The sequence below is a fragment of the Streptomyces sp. NPDC043896 genome, from assembly GCF_056435605.1.
Genome location: NZ_JBWKEE010000003.1, coordinates 409,783 through 425,870, shown reverse-complemented (window position 1 = coordinate 425,870; position 16,088 = coordinate 409,783). Strand labels below are relative to the sequence as shown.

At 75.6% G+C, this 16,088-nt stretch carries 12 protein-coding genes; 7 read left to right on the top strand and 5 right to left on the bottom strand.

From position 1 onward, the window contains the following. Positions 1-96: 96 nt before the first annotated feature. On the bottom strand, positions 97-477 hold the full coding sequence (locus tag AC069X_RS06550; protein WP_478725751.1) for a VOC family protein: 381 nt from the start codon (positions 475-477) through the stop codon (positions 97-99). A 246-nt stretch (positions 478-723) separates the two neighbouring features. Between AC069X_RS06550 and AC069X_RS06545 the strand changes: the two genes are divergently transcribed. Then, positions 724-1,671 carry an aldo/keto reductase gene (locus tag AC069X_RS06545; protein WP_478725749.1) on the top strand — a complete coding sequence of 316 codons (948 nt, stop codon included), beginning with the start codon at positions 724-726 and terminating at the stop codon, positions 1,669-1,671. Next, on the top strand, positions 1,668-2,642 hold the full coding sequence (locus tag AC069X_RS06540; protein ID WP_478725747.1) for a D-2-hydroxyacid dehydrogenase family protein: 975 nt from the start codon (positions 1,668-1,670) through the stop codon (positions 2,640-2,642). The genes AC069X_RS06545 and AC069X_RS06540 overlap by 4 nt, the downstream gene beginning before the upstream one ends. A 19-nt stretch (positions 2,643-2,661) precedes the next feature. Here the strand turns inward: AC069X_RS06540 and AC069X_RS06535 are convergent, their stop codons facing one another. Together AC069X_RS06535 and AC069X_RS06530 are read right to left on the bottom strand one after the other, a co-directional pair. Further along, positions 2,662-3,561 carry an ABC transporter permease gene (locus AC069X_RS06535; RefSeq protein WP_478725745.1) on the bottom strand — a complete coding sequence of 300 codons (900 nt, stop codon included), beginning with the start codon at positions 3,559-3,561 and terminating at the stop codon, positions 2,662-2,664. Then, positions 3,558-6,350 carry an alpha/beta fold hydrolase gene (locus AC069X_RS06530; RefSeq protein WP_478725743.1) on the bottom strand — a complete coding sequence of 931 codons (2,793 nt, stop codon included), beginning with the start codon at positions 6,348-6,350 and terminating at the stop codon, positions 3,558-3,560. The genes AC069X_RS06535 and AC069X_RS06530 overlap by 4 nt, the downstream gene beginning before the upstream one ends. 208 nt (positions 6,351-6,558) lie before the next feature. Here AC069X_RS06530 and AC069X_RS06525 point away from each other — a divergent pair, with 208 nt between their 5' ends. The 3 genes from AC069X_RS06525 (at position 6,559) to AC069X_RS06515 (ending at position 9,155) form a co-directional block, all read left to right on the top strand. Beyond that, positions 6,559-8,097 (top strand): ATP-dependent DNA ligase, encoded by a 1,539-nt coding sequence (locus tag AC069X_RS06525; protein ID WP_478725741.1) that lies wholly within the window; start codon positions 6,559-6,561, stop codon positions 8,095-8,097. A gap of 99 nt (positions 8,098-8,196) precedes the next feature. Then, entirely contained in the window at positions 8,197-8,874 is a 678-nt protein-coding gene (locus tag AC069X_RS06520) for a helix-turn-helix domain-containing protein (protein WP_478725739.1), read from the top strand. A 104-nt stretch (positions 8,875-8,978) separates the two neighbouring features. Then, positions 8,979-9,155 (top strand): DUF6126 family protein, encoded by a 177-nt coding sequence (locus AC069X_RS06515; protein ID WP_478725737.1) that lies wholly within the window; start codon positions 8,979-8,981, stop codon positions 9,153-9,155. On the opposite strand, the gene AC069X_RS06510 is transcribed toward AC069X_RS06515, so the two are convergent. Further along, complete coding sequence (locus AC069X_RS06510) at positions 9,119-9,772, bottom strand: DUF6629 family protein (RefSeq protein WP_478725735.1); 654 nt, start codon at positions 9,770-9,772, stop codon at positions 9,119-9,121. The genes AC069X_RS06515 and AC069X_RS06510 overlap by 37 nt on opposite strands. Before the next feature lie 16 nt (positions 9,773-9,788). Next, positions 9,789-11,342 (bottom strand): MFS transporter, encoded by a 1,554-nt coding sequence (locus AC069X_RS06505; RefSeq protein WP_478725733.1) that lies wholly within the window; start codon positions 11,340-11,342, stop codon positions 9,789-9,791. 229 nt (positions 11,343-11,571) lie between these two features. Here AC069X_RS06505 and AC069X_RS06500 point away from each other — a divergent pair, with 229 nt between their 5' ends. Then, a complete protein-coding gene (locus tag AC069X_RS06500) occupies positions 11,572-15,153 on the top strand; it encodes a S8 family serine peptidase (protein ID WP_478725731.1) in 3,582 nt (1,193 codons plus the stop codon). A 137-nt stretch (positions 15,154-15,290) separates the two neighbouring features. Continuing rightward, on the top strand, positions 15,291-16,079 hold the full coding sequence (locus AC069X_RS06495) for a serine hydrolase domain-containing protein (protein WP_478725730.1): 789 nt from the start codon (positions 15,291-15,293) through the stop codon (positions 16,077-16,079). Positions 16,080-16,088: the final 9 nt, after the last annotated feature.

Sequence of the window (16,088 nt, the reverse complement as noted above, 5' to 3'; positions counted from 1 at the left end):
GTCGCAATCCACACCGAACCCGGAAGGCCCTCACCCGTTCAAGATCCCTCAGCCGAGACCTGCATCACCCGTCCACAACCTCCCGGGACAGAACAGCTAGCCGCCGTACGGGCGGGTGATGATCTCCATCGCGTGCCCCGCGGGGTCGATGAAGTACACCCCGCGGCCCCCGTCGTTGTGGTTGATCTCGCCCGGGTGCTTGCGGTGCGGGTCGGCGAAGTACTCGACCCCCGCGGCCCGGATCTTCTCGAAGGCGGAGTCGAACTCCTCCTCCGAGATCAGGAACGCGTAGTGCTGCGGCGTGATCGACTCGGCCGGGATGGCCGCGAAGTCCAGGGTCACGCCGTTGGCGGTGGACACCGGGACGAACGGGCCCCACTCGGGGCCGACTTCGAGACCGAGGATGTCCGCGAGGAACGCGGCGGACGCCTTGTTGTCGAGGGAGTGGATGATCGTGTGGTTCAGCTGGACCGACATGGGTGAGTGCCTCCGAAAGGCAGTCACGGCACCTCCATGCCTCACCCGGTCGGTGACCGGCACGCGATGCCGCCGGGTCGATCCTAAACAGCCCCTCGCGGGACGGTCCACCCCTTTTCACGCCCTCTGCGGCCGCGGCCGACACACACTGTTCACGCCCTGCGGGCAGCGGGCCGGTGCGACAAACCAACCGGTCTGTCTAGACTGCGGCTCGCCCCACCGCACGAGTACGGAGGAAGAACCCGCATGCGCTATCTCCCCCTGGGCACCTCAGGACTGAACGTCTCCGCCATCGGCCTGGGCTGCAACAACTTCGGCGCGCGCCTCGACGCCCAGGCCACCCGCGCCGTCGTCGACGCCGCCCTCGACTCGGGCATCACCCTCCTCGACACCGCCGACATCTACGGCGGCCGGGGCGGCTCCGAGACCCACCTCGGCCAGGCCCTCAAGGGCCGCCGGGACCAGGTGGTCCTCGCCACCAAGTTCGGCTACGACGGCGTCGACATGGGATACGGCCCCGCCGCCGGCGCCCGCGGCGGCCGCGCCTACATCCGGCGCGCCGTCGAGGAGTCCCTGCGCCGCCTGGACACCGACCACATCGACCTCTACCAGCTGCACAGCCCCGACCCGGCCACGCCCGTCGCCGAAACCCTCGCCGCGCTCACCGAGCTCGTCACCGAGGGCAAGATCCGCTACATCGGGCACTCCAACCTCAGCGGCTGGCAGCTCGCCGAAGCCGCCCACACCGCCCGCGAGACCGGCGCCGTGCCCTTCGTCTCCGCGCAGAACGAGTGGTCGCTGCTCCAGCGTTCCGCCGAGCGGGAACTGGTCCCCGCCGCCCGCCACTACGGCCTCGGCGTCCTGCCCTACTTCCCCCTCGCCAACGGCCTCCTCACCGGCAAGATCCGCCGCGGCGCCCCCGTCCCGGCCGGCTCCCGCCTCGAAGGCCGCGACTCCTACCTCACCGAGGAACGCCTCGACACCGTCGAAGCCCTGGCCGCGATCGCCGGGAAGTACGACCGCAGCGTCCTGGAACTCGCCCTCGGCTGGCTCTCCGCCCGCCCCGGCTGCTCCTCCGTCATCGCCGGCGCCACCTCGCCCGAGCAGGTACGCGCCAACGCGGCCGTCGCCGACCGGCCCCTGGAGCCGGAACTGCTGGCCGAGATCGACGAGGTCGCGCAGGCCCACGCGTGAGCACCCCGCTGCGCTGCGCCGTCCTCGACGACTTCCAGCGGGCGGCCACCACCCTGGCCGACTGGTCCCCGGTCACCGGCCGGGGCGTCGAGGTGGTCACGTACGACGACCACCTCGACGACGAGGACGAACTGGCGGCCCGCCTGGCCGGCTTCGACATCGTCGTCACCCTGCGCGAACGGGTCCCCTTCCCCGCGAGCCTGCTGGAACGGCTGCCGCGGCTGCGCCTCCTCGTCGCCAGCGGCATGCGCAACTCGGTCATCGACCACACCGCCGCCCGCCGCGCCGGCGTCACCGTCTGCGGCACCGCCAGCTCCTCCGCCCCGCCCGTCGAGCTGACCTGGGCCCTGCTGCTCGGCCTGGCGCGCGGGCTCGTCACGGAGAACACCGCCCTGCGCGAGGGCGGGCCCTGGCAGCAGACCGTCGGCGCCGACCTGCACGGCCGCACCCTCGGCCTGCTCGGCCTCGGCAAGACCGGCAGCCGCGTCGCCCGGATCGGGCTCGCCTTCGGCATGCGGGTCACGGCCTGGAGCGCCAACCTCACCAGGGAACGCGCCGAGGCGGAAGGGGCGGTGCTCGCCCCGTCCAAGGAGGCACTGCTGGCGGACAGCGACTTCGTCTCCGTCCACCTCGCCCTCGGCGAACGCACCCGCGGCCTGATCGGCGCGGCCGAGCTGGCGCTGATGCGCCCGACCGCCTACCTGGTCAACACCTCCCGCGCCGCCATCGTCGACCAGGACGCACTGCTCGACGCCCTGCGCGCGGGCCGCATCGCGGGGGCCGGCCTCGACGTCTTCGACACCGAGCCGCTGCCCCCGGAACACCCGCTGCGCACGGCCCCGAGGCTGCTCGCGACCCCGCACCTCGGCTACGTCACACGGGCCAACTACGCCACCTACTACGGCGAAGCCGTCGAGGACGTCCTGGCCTTCCTCGACGGCTCACCCGTACGCGTGCTCGGCGGGGCCTGAACCCCCGGGGGTCCTCCCGTCAGGACGTGATGTCCTTGCGGGAGAACCCCCGGAACGCGAGCGCGAACAGCACCACCGCGTACGACACCGACACCACGGCGCCCTTGACCATCCCGCCCCACTCCAGCTGCGGCTGAAGGGCGTCCGCCCAGGCGAACTGCCAGTGCGCGGGCAGGAACTCGCGCCACGACCCGAGGGCCGTCACCGCGTCCAGCACGTTCCCCACGATGGTCAGACCGACCGCCCCGCCCACCGCGCCCAGCGGCGCGTCCGTCCGCGTCGACAGCCAGAACGCCAGCCCGGCCGTGACCAGCTGCGACACGAACACGAAGCCGACGGCCAGCGCGAGCCGCGGCAGGGAGTCACCGGCCGCCAGGGCCCCGCCCGTCGGGAGCCGCAGCGGCCCCCACCCGTACGCGGCCGTGCCCGCCGCCAGCGCCACCAGCGGGAGCAGCACGATCGCCGCCAGGCTGAACCCCAGCGCCACCACCAGCTTGCTCCACAGCAGCCGGGCCCGGGGCACCGGCGAGGCCAGCAGGTAGCGCAGCGAGGACCAGCTCGCCTCCGAGGCCACCGTGTCCCCGCAGAACAGCGCCACCGGCACCACCAGCAGGAAGCCGGCCGACACGAACAGGCAGGTCACCGCGAAGTTCGCGCCGGACGCCGTGGCCGTGTCGATCAGGCTGATCCGCCCGTTGCCACCGCCGCGCCCCTCGTCCGGGCCGCCGCCCACCGCGAACGCGATGATCATGACGAACGGCAGGGCGGCCAGCACCCCGCCCATCACCAGCGTCCGCCGCCGGCGCCACTGCCGCAGCGCCTCCACGCGCAGCGGCAGCGTCCGGCCCGCCCGGTAGCCGGGCGCCGTCTCACCGCCGGGCGCGCTCTCCCGCACACGGGTCCCGTCGACGGCGCTCATGCCGTACCTCCGATCAGGGTCAGGAAGGCGTCCTCCAGCCGGCGGTGCGGTCCCACCGCCGCCACGGGCAGCTCCAGCCGTACGAGTTCACCGATGAGCGCGGCGGGCGTCGCGCCGTCGAGCCGTACGAGGAGCCCCTCGTCGGTGCGGACCGCGGAGGCCACGCCCTCCAGCGCGGCGACCTTGTCCACGATCACCTCGTCGACCGGCTCCGCCAGCGTCACCAGCAGGGTGTCCCCGCCGCCGGTGATCTCGGAGACCTCGCCGGCCCGCACGAGCCGCCCGCGGTCCATGACCACCAGGTGCGTGCAGGACTGCTCGACCTCCGACAGCAGGTGGCTGGAGACGATGACCGTCCGCCCGCCGGCGGCGTAGCGGATCATCACGTCCCGCATCTCCCGGATCTGCGGCGGGTCCAGGCCGTTCGTCGGCTCGTCGAGGATCAGCAGGTCCGGCAGCCCCAGCATGGCCTGCGCGATCGCCAGGCGCTGCCGCATGCCCTGCGAGTACGTGCGCACCGCCCGCTCCAGGGCGTCGCCGAGCCCGGCGATCTCCAGGGCCTCCGCCATGTGCGCGTCCTCGGCGGGACGGCCCGTGGCCCGCCAGTACAGCTCCAGGTTGGCCCGGCCCGTCAGGTGCGGCAGGAAGCCGGCGCCCTCGACGAACGCCCCGACCCGCGACAGCACCGGCGCCCCGGGGCGGATCGGGTGCCCGAACACCCGGATCTCGCCGGCGTCCGGCGCGATCAGGCCCATCAGCATCCGCAGGGTGGTGGTCTTCCCCGCGCCGTTGGGTCCGAGCAGGCCCAGCACCTGGCCCTTCTCCACCCGGAACGACAGGTCCCGCACGGCGTAGCGGTCCTGCGCCTTCGCGTACCGCTTCGTCAGCCCGGTGATGTCCAGCGGTACGCCGGCCGGCGCGGGATCCGGCCGCGCCGCCCCCGCCCGCGACCCGGCGCGGCCCCCGCCGGTCCCGCGGATCCCGAGCAGCCCCGCCGCCAGCGCCAGTGCGCCCAGCGGCAGGGCCCAGGTCCAGGCGGGCAGGCCGGCGGCGGCCGTCCGCACCCCGTCCGCGACGGGCACCCGCAGGGGCCCCTCCGCCGAGACGGTGTACACGGCCGGCGCGGCCGGGGAAGCGTAGCCGAGGTCGGTGGCCGCGACCACCAGCCGCAGCCGGTGCCCGGCCTGGACGGCGTGGTCGACCGCCGGGAGCCGCAGCTCCACGCTCCGGCCCTGCCCGGCGTCCGCCACCCGTACCGGTGCGACCAGCTGGGCGGGCAGCACCTGCTGCCGGCCGTCCGGCCCCACGTCGTAGACCTTGGCGAACAGCACGGCCGAGCCGTCCGCGGCCGTCGACCTCACCTTGAGGGTGACGGCCGGCGTCCCGGTGACCCGTACCGCCTCCGTCAGCGGCTCCGATTCGAAGCGGGCGTTCTGGCCGGGGAAGTCCAGCGAGAGCCCGGTTCCGAGGGAGGCGAGCTGTCCGCCCACCCCGGGCAGCGAGGACAGCGCGGGCGGCGCCCCGCCCGCGGGGTTGGCGAAGGTCTGCTCGCGGCCCGCCAGCGCGAAGTCGCGCGGGGCGGAGGCGAGCCCGGGGTAGCGCTCCCCGCTCGCGCCGCGCAGGGTGAGCCGGCCGTCGGTGGAGTCGAACCCGCCGGACCGCGACACGCGGAACGCCGGGCCGGTGTCGGCCGCCGCGTCCTCCTTCAGGTAGCGGTCGAACCAGGCGGCCACCCGGTCCTCGATCCGGGCGGCCTCGCGCATGCCGCCGTCGTGCCCGCCGGCCGCCCAGTCCACGGCGACGGGAGCACCGTTCGCGGCGATGGCCCGCGCCATGGCGTCGGCCTGGTCCAGCGGGAAGAGGGAGTCGTCCTGGCCCTGCACGATCAGCGCCGGCACCTTGATCCGGTCGCCGACGGCCGAGGGGCTGCGCCGCTCCAGCAGCTCGCGCGCCTCGGCGTCGGGCTTGCCCGCCACCGCGACGCGCTCGTACATGGCGCACAGGAGAGGCTCGAACCGGCCGCAGCCGGGCGCACCGGCGGCACCGGCGGCACTGGCGGCGGCACCGGCACCGGCGGCGGCACCGGCCGGTCCCGGGGCGCCGGCGCCCGCCGGGGGCTCACCCTGCCGGAGCCCGCCCGCCGCGCCGGTGGTGAAGAAGATCCCGGCCCAGAGCTTCTTGAACACGCCCTGGGGGAAGAGGGAGTCGGCGAGGTTCCAGTACGTGATCTGCGGGGCGATCGCGTCCACCCGCCGGTCGTACCCGGCGGCCAGCAGCGCCACGGCCCCGCCGTACGAGGCCCCGGCCACGCCCACGCGCGGATCGCCGTCCGCGTCGAGGCGCACCTCGGGACGGCGGGCCAGCGCGTCGATGAGCGCGGAGACGTCCTTGACCTCGTGCTCGGGATCGTTCAGCCCGATCTTCCCGCCGGAGCGGCCGAAGCCGCGCGCCGACCAGGTCATGACGGCGTAGCCGTCACGGGCGAGGCGTTCGGCCTCGGCGCGGACGTCGTCCTTGCTGCCGCCGAAGCCGTGGCCGAGGAGCACGGCGGGACGCTTCACCGCGGGGTCGCCGACGGTGAAGAAGGAGGTGTCGATCCCGGCGGCGGGCGCGCCCGGACCCGGTCCGTCCATACCCGGCACGTCCAGGAACCGGTCCTCGCGGCGCACGGCCGCCGGTCCGTCCCCGGACGCGGCGGCCGTCCAGGTGCCGGCGCCCGCCAGGACCGCGAGGGCGGCGGCGCCGGCGAGCAGGCGGTCACGGGGCCGCCGGGGGAGACGTAGCTTCATACGGGCACCCTAAAGCCCGTGATCGCCTCGCCCGAGCTCCCTCAGGGGGAGCCCCGCCCCTTCTCCAGGAGTACCCGCGCGGCCCGGCGTACCGCGTCCGCAGTAGACGCCGGCGCCGGCGGGTCCGACGGGGGCTTCGCCGGCGGGTCCGGCGCCGGGCCGGCGGGCCGGCCTGCGGAGCGGCGCGGTCGGGGGGAGTATGGACGGCATGCTGCTGGCCGAGGTCGCGCGCGTGTCCCGGGAGGTCGCCGGGACCTCCGCCCGGTCGCGGAAGACCGCCCTGCTGGCGGAGCTCTTCGCGGCCGCCCCCGCCGAGGAGGCCGGCCTGGTCATCGCCTACCTCTCCGGGCGGCTCCCGCAGGGCCGGCCCGGCGTCGGCTGGCGCGCCCTCGCCCAGGACGCCGCCCCCGCGCCGGAGCCGACGCTGACCGTGGCCGCCGTCGACGCCGCCGTGACCGCGCTGGCCGCCGTGGCGGGGCCGGGGGCGCAGGCCGAACGCCGCCGGATCGTGGCCGGCCTGCTGGGAGCGGCCACCGAGGGCGAACAGCGGTTCCTGCGCAGCCTGCTGTCCGGGGAGGTGCGCCAGGGCGCGCTGGACGCCGTCGCCCTGGAGGGGGCCGCCGCGGCCGCCGGGGTACCCGCCGCGGAGCTGCGCCGGGCCGTGATGCTGGACGGCTCCCTGCCCCGGGTGGCGGCGGCGGTGCTGGCCGAGGGAGCCGCGGCGCTGCGCGGGATCACCCTGCGCATCGGGCAGCCCGTACAGCCGATGCTGGCCGGGACCGCGGCCTCCCTCGCCGACGCCCTGGCGGCGCTCGCCCCCTGCGCGGTGGAGGAGAAGCTCGACGGGATCCGCGTCCAGGTGCACCGCGACGGGGACGAGGTCCGGATCCACACCCGCTCCCTCGACGAGATCACCGGCCGGCTGCCGGAGGTGGCCGAACTGGCCCGGAGCCTGCCCGGCGAGCGGTTCGTCCTCGACGGGGAGGTCATCGGGCGGGGTGCGGACGGGCGTCCGGTGCCCTTCCAGGAGATCGCGAGCCGGGTCGGCTCCCGGGTCGACGTGGCGGCGGCCCGCCGGGCCCTCCCGGTGACCGCGTACTTCTTCGACGTCCTGGCCCTCGGGGACGAGGTGCTGCTCGACCTGCCGGTCCGCGAGCGGTACGCGGCCCTGGCCGGGCTGGTTCACGGGGCCGCCCGGGTCCGGCGGCTGGTGGTGGAGGACGCCGGCGCGCAGGCGGCCGAGGCCGGGGAATTCTGGACGGAAACCCTGCGCCGGGGCCACGAGGGGGTCATGGTGAAGGCCCTCGATTCGCCCTACGCGGCGGGGCGGCGCGGGAAGCAGTGGCTCAAGGTGAAGCCCGTCCACACCCTCGACCTGGTGGTGCTCGCCGCCGAGTGGGGTCACGGCCGCCGCACCGGAACGCTGTCCAACCTGCACCTGGGCGCGCGGGCGGAGGACGGCACGTACGCCATGCTCGGCAAGACCTTCAAGGGGCTGACGGACGAGATGCTGCGCTGGCAGACCGCGCGGCTGCGCGAGCTGGCGGTGGAGGACGACGGTTTCACCGTTCGGGTCCGGCCCGAGCTGGTGGTCGAGATCGCCTACGACGGCCTCCAGCGCTCCCCGCGCTACCCGGCCGGGGTGGCGCTGCGCTTCGCCCGCGTGCTGCGGCACCGCCCGGACAAGGCGGCGGGCGAGGCCGACACGGTGGCCACGGTGCTGGAACAGGGGCGCCGGGACGGCTGAGCGGGGCCCGGGAGACGGTGGGGGGCCCGGGAGACGGTGGGCTTTGCCTCAGAGGCAAGGGAGATTGCCAGAAAGGCAAGGCTCTGGCTCAATCGGGGTATGACGCCCCGAACGCCCCGTACGCCCCCGGCCCCCGGTTCCGAGGCCCCGGACGGCACCGGCGGCGAGGGCCCCGACGGCGCCCTCGCCGACGAGCTGCCCGCCGTCGCCCCACAGCTGCGCGAGCTGCGCCGGCGCGCCGGGCTCACGCTGGAGGCGGCCGCCGCGCGGGCCAGGCTCTCGCCCGCGCACCTGTCCCGGCTGGAGACCGGACGGCGCCAGCCGTCGCTGCCGCTGCTGCTCGGACTCGCCCGCACCTACGGTACGACCGTCTCCGAACTGCTCGGCGAAGCGACGGCCGTCGCCGATCCCATCGTACGGGCCGGCGGTCCGGGCGCCCGCGAGGCCGACGGGTGGACGTACTGGCAGGCCGGGAGCCCGGGGCGGGGGATGCAGGCGCTGCGCGTGCACGTCCCGCAGGGGCGCAGCCAGGGGGAACTGGTCCGCGTACATCCCGGGGAGGAGTGGCTGTACGTGCTCGGCGGGCGGCTGCGGCTGCACCTGGGGGAGACCGAGCACCTGCTGGAGCCGGGGGACGGCGCGCACTTCGACTCGCTGACCCCGCACCGGATCGGCGCGGCCGGGCCGGGCGGGTGCGAGCTGCTGTTCGTCCACACCCTGCTGCAGAGCAGCCTCGCCGGGCTGTGCCTCGGCGCCAAGACCACGCACCAGCCCTAGGGGGAGCCGCAGCCGTGTCCGAGTCCGTGTCAGAGCCGGTGTCCGAGTCCGTGTCCGAGTCCGTGTCCGAGTCCCAGCCCGTGTCCCCGTCCCGAGGAGAGCAGATGCCCACCACCGCAGAGAAGACGGCGGAGCAGGCGGCGGCGCCGACCATCCGCGAGCGCTTCGAGTCCAAGTTCCCGCGCAGTCTGATCATCAGGCTGGTCGCCTACCTGTTCGTCGGCCACCTCTTCGCCTTCTTCGTCTACCTGCTCTTCGTCCTGGGCGGCCAGAACCAGTAGGCGGGGCCGCCGTCCGGGCGCCGCACCCAGCCGAGCACCAGCACCGAGGCCACCGCGGCGAAGGCACACCAGGTCGAGGCGAACTCCAGCCGCCACAGGGCCGCGCAGAGCACCGCCCCGGCGGCCAGCACGGCCCCCAGCAGCCGCAGCGGCCGGTCCCCGGCCAGCAGCAGGGCGCCCAGGGTGGCGTACACGTAGCCGGCCAGGACCAGCGGGGCCCAGGGGACGTCCACCCCGTAGCCGATCGCCCGGCCCCGGATCGCAGCGGTCACCGGCCGCGTGGCCAGGCAGTACGCCAGCACCGCGGCCGTGGCGAGTCCCGCCGCGGCCGGCAGGCGCAGCCGCCGCCGGACCCCGGGCGCGGCGGCGAGCAGCACCCCGAACGGCACCCACAGCGGGAGCACCGGCAGTGCGATCACCGCCCACGCGGTGGTGGCCGGGCCGCAGCCGCCGCCCGCGTCCCAGACGGCCGCCTCGACCAGCTGGTGCGCGCCGAGCAGCAGGGGGAGCGCGGCCACGGGCAGGTCGCGGGCCCGCCGCACCCGGGCCAGGCACGCCACCCCGACGGCGGCCACGGCCGTGCCCGCCGTCAGGTCCGCCGCCGCGCTCCAGCACACGCCGGTCCTCCCGCGGTCAGCGCGGGTCCTTCCCGGTGTCCGGTTCCGAGGGGTGTTCGAGCGGCGGGGCGCCGATGGCGCAGTGCGTGCGGCACTCGGGATGGCAGACCCCGGGCGCGGGGGAGCGTACGGTCACCCAGGCCGTGACGGCTCCCGCCACCAGGGCCCCGGCGCACCAGGGCACGGCCCGCCCGAACGCCGCGTCGAAGGCCCCGGCCGACAGGTACGCCTCCGGGCCCATCCCGGCCAGCAGCGGCAGCGCCGCCACCGCGAGCAGCCCGGCGGCCCGCGCGGCGGCGTTGTTGATGCCGCTGGCGAGGCCGGCCCGGGCGGCGGGCACCGAGGCCAGGACGGTCGCGGTCAGGGGGGCCACCAGGACGGTCATGCCCGCCCCCATCACCACCATGGCCGGCAGCACGTCCCGTGGGTACGAGGCGTCCGGGCCCACGCGCAGCGTGAGCAGGGTCCCGGCCGCGCACAGCAGCGGCCCCACGGTGAGCGGCAGCCGGGGTCCGATCCGCTCCCCGAGCGCCCCCGCCCGCGAGGACAGCAGCAGCATCAGGACGGTGGTGGGCAGCAGGGCGGCCCCGGCGGCCAGGGCGGAGTACCCGGAGACCACCTGGAGCTGGAGCACCACGAGGAAGAAGAAGCCGCCGAAGGCCGCGTACACGAACAGGGTGACGAGGTTGACGGCGGTGAACTGCCGGGAGGAGAAGATGTCGGGCGGGACCATGGGGTCCGGCCGGTGCCGCTCGACGCGGACGAACAGCCCGGCCAGCACCAGCCCGCCCACCGCCGCCGCGATGACCGGCGCCGCCGCGGACCGGGCCTCGATCAGCGCGTACGTCAGCAGGGCCAGCGCGGCCGCGCCGAGCACCGCGCCGAGCACGTCGAAACGTCCGCTCGCCTGCGGATCCCGCGACTCCGGTACGTGCTTCAGGGCCACCGGCACGCACAGCGCGGCCACCGGCACGTTCAGGAGGAACACCCACCGCCAGCCCGGCCCGTCCACCAGCCACCCGCCGAGGAACGGCCCCACGGCCGCGCCGACCCCGCCGAAGCCCGACCACAGCCCCACCGCGCGGGCCCGGTCGCCGTCGCGGATCGACCCCTGGATCAGCGCGAGCGACCCGGGGGTCAGCAGCGCGCCGCCGATGCCCTGGAGGGCGCGGGCGGCGATCAGGACCCCGGCGTTCGGCGCGAGCCCGCACAGCAGGGAGCCCGCCGCGAACCACACCACCCCGAGCACGAAGATCCGGCGCCGCCCGAACCGGTCGCCGAGCGCCCCGCCCACCAGGATCAGCCCGGCCAGGGTCAGCAGGTAGGCGTTCACCGTCCACTGGAGCACGGCCAGGTCGGCGCCGAGGTCCCGTCCGATGCGCGGCAGCGCCACGTTGACCACGGTCGAGTCCAGCAGGGCCATCGCGGACCCGAGCACGGTGGCGACGACGATCCAGCGCCCCTGCGCGGAGCCGAGGGCGACCCCCGGCTCCGCGCCGGGCGCGGGTCGTGGCCCGGAGGCCGGTGACGGGCCGGGCTCGGGCACGGGGTCGCCGGGTGTCGCGCTCATCTCCCCAGGCTGACCCGGGCGGGCCCGGAAGGCCACCGGGCCGGGGCTGGATCCGCCGGGGCACGGTCCGGGTCCGCCGGGGAACCGGCGTCCGGAACGGCCCGTTCCATGGCTCGCGAGGCCCTCTTGTAATGCACATGGCACCTCCCACAGCATGACCCGCGCACGTCACGCACGACCTTCCCGCACGATCCGCACGCGCCGTACACGGCGCAAGAGGAGACGACACGTGCCACAACGCAACCGACGACGGTCCCCACGGTCCTTACGCGCGGCGCTCGCCGCTCTCGGCGCGGCCCTGCTCCTGCCGGCCGGCGCCGGCCTCGCCGCCGCCGCCCCGGAGCCCGGCCCCGGCCCCGCGCCCTCCCCGGCCGAGCGCAAGCTCGAACCCGCCCTCCGGGCCCAGTTCGACGACGCCGGCAAGGCCGTCTTCTGGGTCTACCTCGACAGCGCCGCCGACCTGACCGCCGCGGGGAAACAGCAGACCCGCGCCGCCAAGGCCGAGACGGTACTGCGCACCAAGAAGGACCACGCCGCCCGCACCCAGGCCGGGGTCCTCAAGGCCCTGGACGGAGCCGGCGCGGAGTACACCTCGTACTGGATCGTCAACGCGGTCCGCGTCGTCGGCAGCCGCAAACTCGCCGGCGCCCTGGCCGAACGCCCCGAGGTCGCCCGGATCGACGCCGACGACAAGGTCACCCTCGCCAAACCGGCCGAGGGAGTCAGGGAGAAGACCTCCGCCGACGCCGTCGAATGGAACGTCGACCGCATCAAGGCCCCCCAGGTCTGGGAGCGGCTCGGCGTGCGCGGCGAGGGCATCGTCGTCGCCAACATCGACAGCGGCGTCGACCACACCCACCCCGCCCTCACGGACAAGTACCGGGGCAGGAAGCCGGACGGCGGCTACGACCACAACCACAACTGGTTCGACCCGGCGGGCGTCTGCGCCGGCGCCGCGCCCTGCGACAACAACGACCACGGCACCCACACCATGGGCACGATGGTCGGCGACGACGGCGGGGCCAACAAGACCGGCGTCGCCCCCGGCGCCACCTGGATCGCAGCCAAGGGCTGCGAGTCCAACTCCTGCTCCGAGGCCTCCCTCCTCGCCTCCGGACAGTGGATCGTCGCCCCGACCGACCTCGACGGCCGTAACCCCCGCCCCGACCTCGCCCCGCACGTCGTCAACAACTCCTGGGGCAGCTCGGCACACGACGACTGGTACCGGCAGGTCGTCGACACGTGGCGCGCCGCCGGCATCTTCCCCGCCTTCTCCAACGGGAACGCCGGCCCCGGCTGCGGAACCAGCGGATCGCCCGGCGACTACGCGGGCTCCTACAGCTCCGGCGCCTTCGGCAGCGACGGCGCCATCGCCTCCTTCTCCTCGCGCGGAGCCGGCCCCGGCGGCATCGTCAAACCGAACATCGCCGCCCCCGGCGTGAACGTGCGCTCCTCCGTTCCCGGCGGCGAGTACGCGTCCTTCTCCGGCACCTCCATGGCCTCACCGCACACCGCCGCCACCGTGGCCCTGCTGTGGTCGGCCGCGCCCTCCCTCGCCGGCGACGTCGCGCAGACGGAGTCCCTGCTGGACGGCACGGCCCAGGACACCGACAACGGCCAGTGCGGCGGCGCCCCCGCCGACAACAACGTCTTCGGCGAAGGCCGGCTCGACGCCCTCGCCGCGGTCACCGCCGCTCCGCGCGGAGCGGTCGGCGCGCTCGCCGGCACGGTCCGCGGCGACGGCGGCGAGCCCGTCGCGGGCGCCAGGGTGACCGCGCACGGACCGATCGACCGGACCGCCACCACGGCCGCCGACGGCACCTACCGGTTCGGCGTCCTGTCCGTCGGCGCGTACGAGCTCACGGCCTCGAAGTTCGGCTACGGACAGCACGCCACGACGGCGACCGTCACCGAACAGGCCACCGCCACCGCGGACCTCACCCTCACCCGGGCGGCCAGTGCCACACTCACCGGCACCGTCACCTCGCCCGCCGGCCCCGCCGCCGGGGCGGCCGTCACCGTCGCGGACACCCCCGTGACCGCCACCACCGACGCGCAGGGCCGCTTCGAGGTCACCCTGCCGCACGGCACCTACGACGTGAACGCCGCCCACCCCGCCCGCTGCCTCACCGCCGGCACCGTCAAGGCCACCGTCACGGGCGACACCGCCGTCACGATCGGCCTCCCCGAACGCACCGACGGCTACGGCTACGCCTGCACCGCCGACGGCGGCCGCCCGTACGCCGCCGGCGAGCGCAGGCTCGCCCTGACCGGCGACAACACCACCGAGCGCGTCGACCTGCCCTTCCCCCTGCCGCTGTACGGGAAGACGTACGCCCAGGCCTGGATCGGCACCAACGGCACCGTCAGCCTCGGCGGCAACCACACCGGCGACGTCAACGGCGACATCCCGAGCGCCGCCACCCCCAACGCGGCCCTCTACCCCTTCTGGGACGACCTCGTCGTCGGCGCCGCCGACAGCGGATCGGGCGTCTTCACCGCCGTCACCGGCACCGCCCCGCACCGCAGCTACGTGATCGAGTGGCGCAAGGTCGCCCACTGGTCCGCGCAGGCCGACACCTTCTCCTTCTCGGCGGCCATCGGCGAGGACGGCACCGTCACCTACTCCTACAAGGGGACGGGCGGCACCGGCATCAAGGGCGGCTCGACCGCCACCGTCGGCGTGGAGAACGCCACCGGCACCGACGCCTTCCGGTACTCCTTCAACACCCCCGTCATCACCGACGGCCTGTCGCTCGCCTTCCGCACCACCCGCAGCGGCGTCGTCACCGGCCGGGTCCTCGACGCCAACGACGGGGGCGGGGTCCCCGGCGCCACCGTGACCGTCGGCAGCGGCGAATCGGCCGTCTCCGCCACCACCGCCGCCGACGGCGGGTACGTCGTCCAGAGCCCCTCGGGCGCCCGTACGGTCACCCTGGCCGCCCCCGCGTACGAGACCGCCACCACCACCGCGGACGTCAAACCGGCCGACGTCACCACCGTCGAACGGTCCCTGCGCACCGGCCGGGTCACCGCCGCCGCGCCGGCCGTGGAACTGGTCCTCCCCGCCGGACAGAGCCGCACCCGCACCCTGGACCTCACCAACCCCGGCCTCACCACCGCCTACACGGCCGCCGAGGACGCGTCCTGGCTGACCGTGACCCCGGCCGGGGGGAACCTGCCCACCGGCGGCAAAACCGCGCTGGCCCTGACCGCCGACACCGCCGGACTGGCCCCGGGCACGGTGCTGAGCACCGGCCTGCGGATCACCTCGGGCAGCGGCCGCACCCCCGTGCTCACCGTCCCCGTCACCATCGTCGTCCCGCGCTACCAGACCGCCGTGGACGCCGGCTCCGACCGCGCCGGCACGGACGCGGCCGGCGACTCGTGGTCCCCGGACCGCAAGTACACCCCCGGCTCGTACGGCCACCAGGGCAACTCCGCCGTCCACTCCACCGGCCGCACCATCGCCGGCACCGACGACCAGCGGCTCTTCCGCAGCGCCCGCGAGGGCATGTACGAGTACCGCTTCGACAACGTCCCGAGCGGCACCTACACCGTGGAGCTCGGATTCGCCGAGCTCTCCCACACCCGGCCCGACAAGCGCGTCTTCGACGTCCTCGCCGAAGGCGCCCAGATCCTGCCCTCCCTCGACATCTCCCTGGAGGCGGGCACCTACACCGCCCTGACCAGGACCTACACCGTCAAGGTCACGGACGGGGTGCTCAACCTCCGCTTCGTCACGCACAACGGCTCCGGCAAGCCCCTGGTCAACACCCTCCGGGTGACCGACCGCCCCGACAAGAGCTAGACGGCCGGCCCCCGTCCGCCGTCCGCCGCCCGGCCGCCGTCCGCCGCCCGGCAATCGGGTGGCGGACGGCGGCTCCGCCCGGACTCCCCGGCGGACGTGCCCGGACCGCCGGGCGGGGCGACGTAGCGTGGCCGACCATGACGCCGCACATCGAGGCACTCATGCGCGCCGCCGACCCGGCCGCGCTCTGGGCGGTGGGCTCTGCGGACGCCGTCCACGCCGCCCACCCCGGCCCGGCCCCGGACCCCGCCACCCCCGACGGCTGGGACACCCCGCTCGACGCCGGCCCCCTCGCGGCGGTGCTCGCGCTCTGGCCCGTCATCGGCGGCCTCGTCGCCCGCGGCGAGCTCACCCTGCACACCCCGCTCACCGCCTACGGGAAGACCGCCTCGGCGGGGCTGCCCGCCGGCACCACCGCCCACCACCTGCTCACCCGCGGCGACGGCCCCTCCGCCCGGCCCGCGCTCACCGCCCTCACCCGCCTCGCCGAACACCTCGCCGGCACCCCGCTGGCCGACCTCGCCCGCACGGCCGTCTGGCAGCCCCTCGGCATGGCCCGCACCCGCCTCGCCGAAGACACCCTGCACACCACCCCGGCCGACCTCGTCCGGTTCCTGCGCCACCTGCTCTCCACCGCCGACCGGCCCATCACCCGCGCCTGGACCGCCGAGTCCCTGCGGATCCGCACCGGCGAACTCACCCCCTCGCGCGGCCTCCTCTGGCACCCCGCACCCGCCGGGGTCTGGACCCACCACCCCCCGTCCGGCGGCGGCCCGGGCGTGTGGATCGCACCCCGCCGGGACCGCTGGGCCCTGCTCGTCCCCGGCCCCGTGACGGCCGCCGCCGGCCCGCTGCGCACCGCCTTCCGCGACGCCGCGTTCGGCCCCGCTCCCGCGCGCGCCGCCGACGGGGCGGACGTACGGTGATCCCGAAAT

Bases quoted from the DNA above. Each gene is read 5' to 3' on its own strand.
- AC069X_RS06550 (WP_478725751.1), bottom strand. From the start codon at position 477: ATGTCGGTCCAGCTGAACCACACGATCATCCACTCCCTCGACAACAAG.
- AC069X_RS06545 (WP_478725749.1), top strand. From the start codon at position 724: ATGCGCTATCTCCCCCTGGGCACCTCAGGACTGAACGTCTCCGCCATC.
- AC069X_RS06535 (WP_478725745.1), bottom strand. From the start codon at position 3,561: ATGAGCGCCGTCGACGGGACCCGTGTGCGGGAGAGCGCGCCCGGCGGT.
- AC069X_RS06530 (WP_478725743.1), bottom strand. From the start codon at position 6,350: ATGAAGCTACGTCTCCCCCGGCGGCCCCGTGACCGCCTGCTCGCCGGC.
- AC069X_RS06525 (WP_478725741.1), top strand. From the start codon at position 6,559: ATGCTGCTGGCCGAGGTCGCGCGCGTGTCCCGGGAGGTCGCCGGGACC.
- AC069X_RS06520 (WP_478725739.1), top strand. From the start codon at position 8,197: ATGACGCCCCGAACGCCCCGTACGCCCCCGGCCCCCGGTTCCGAGGCC.
- AC069X_RS06515 (WP_478725737.1), top strand. From the start codon at position 8,979: ATGCCCACCACCGCAGAGAAGACGGCGGAGCAGGCGGCGGCGCCGACC.
- AC069X_RS06505 (WP_478725733.1), bottom strand. From the start codon at position 11,342: ATGAGCGCGACACCCGGCGACCCCGTGCCCGAGCCCGGCCCGTCACCG.
- AC069X_RS06495 (WP_478725730.1), top strand. From the start codon at position 15,291: ATGACGCCGCACATCGAGGCACTCATGCGCGCCGCCGACCCGGCCGCG.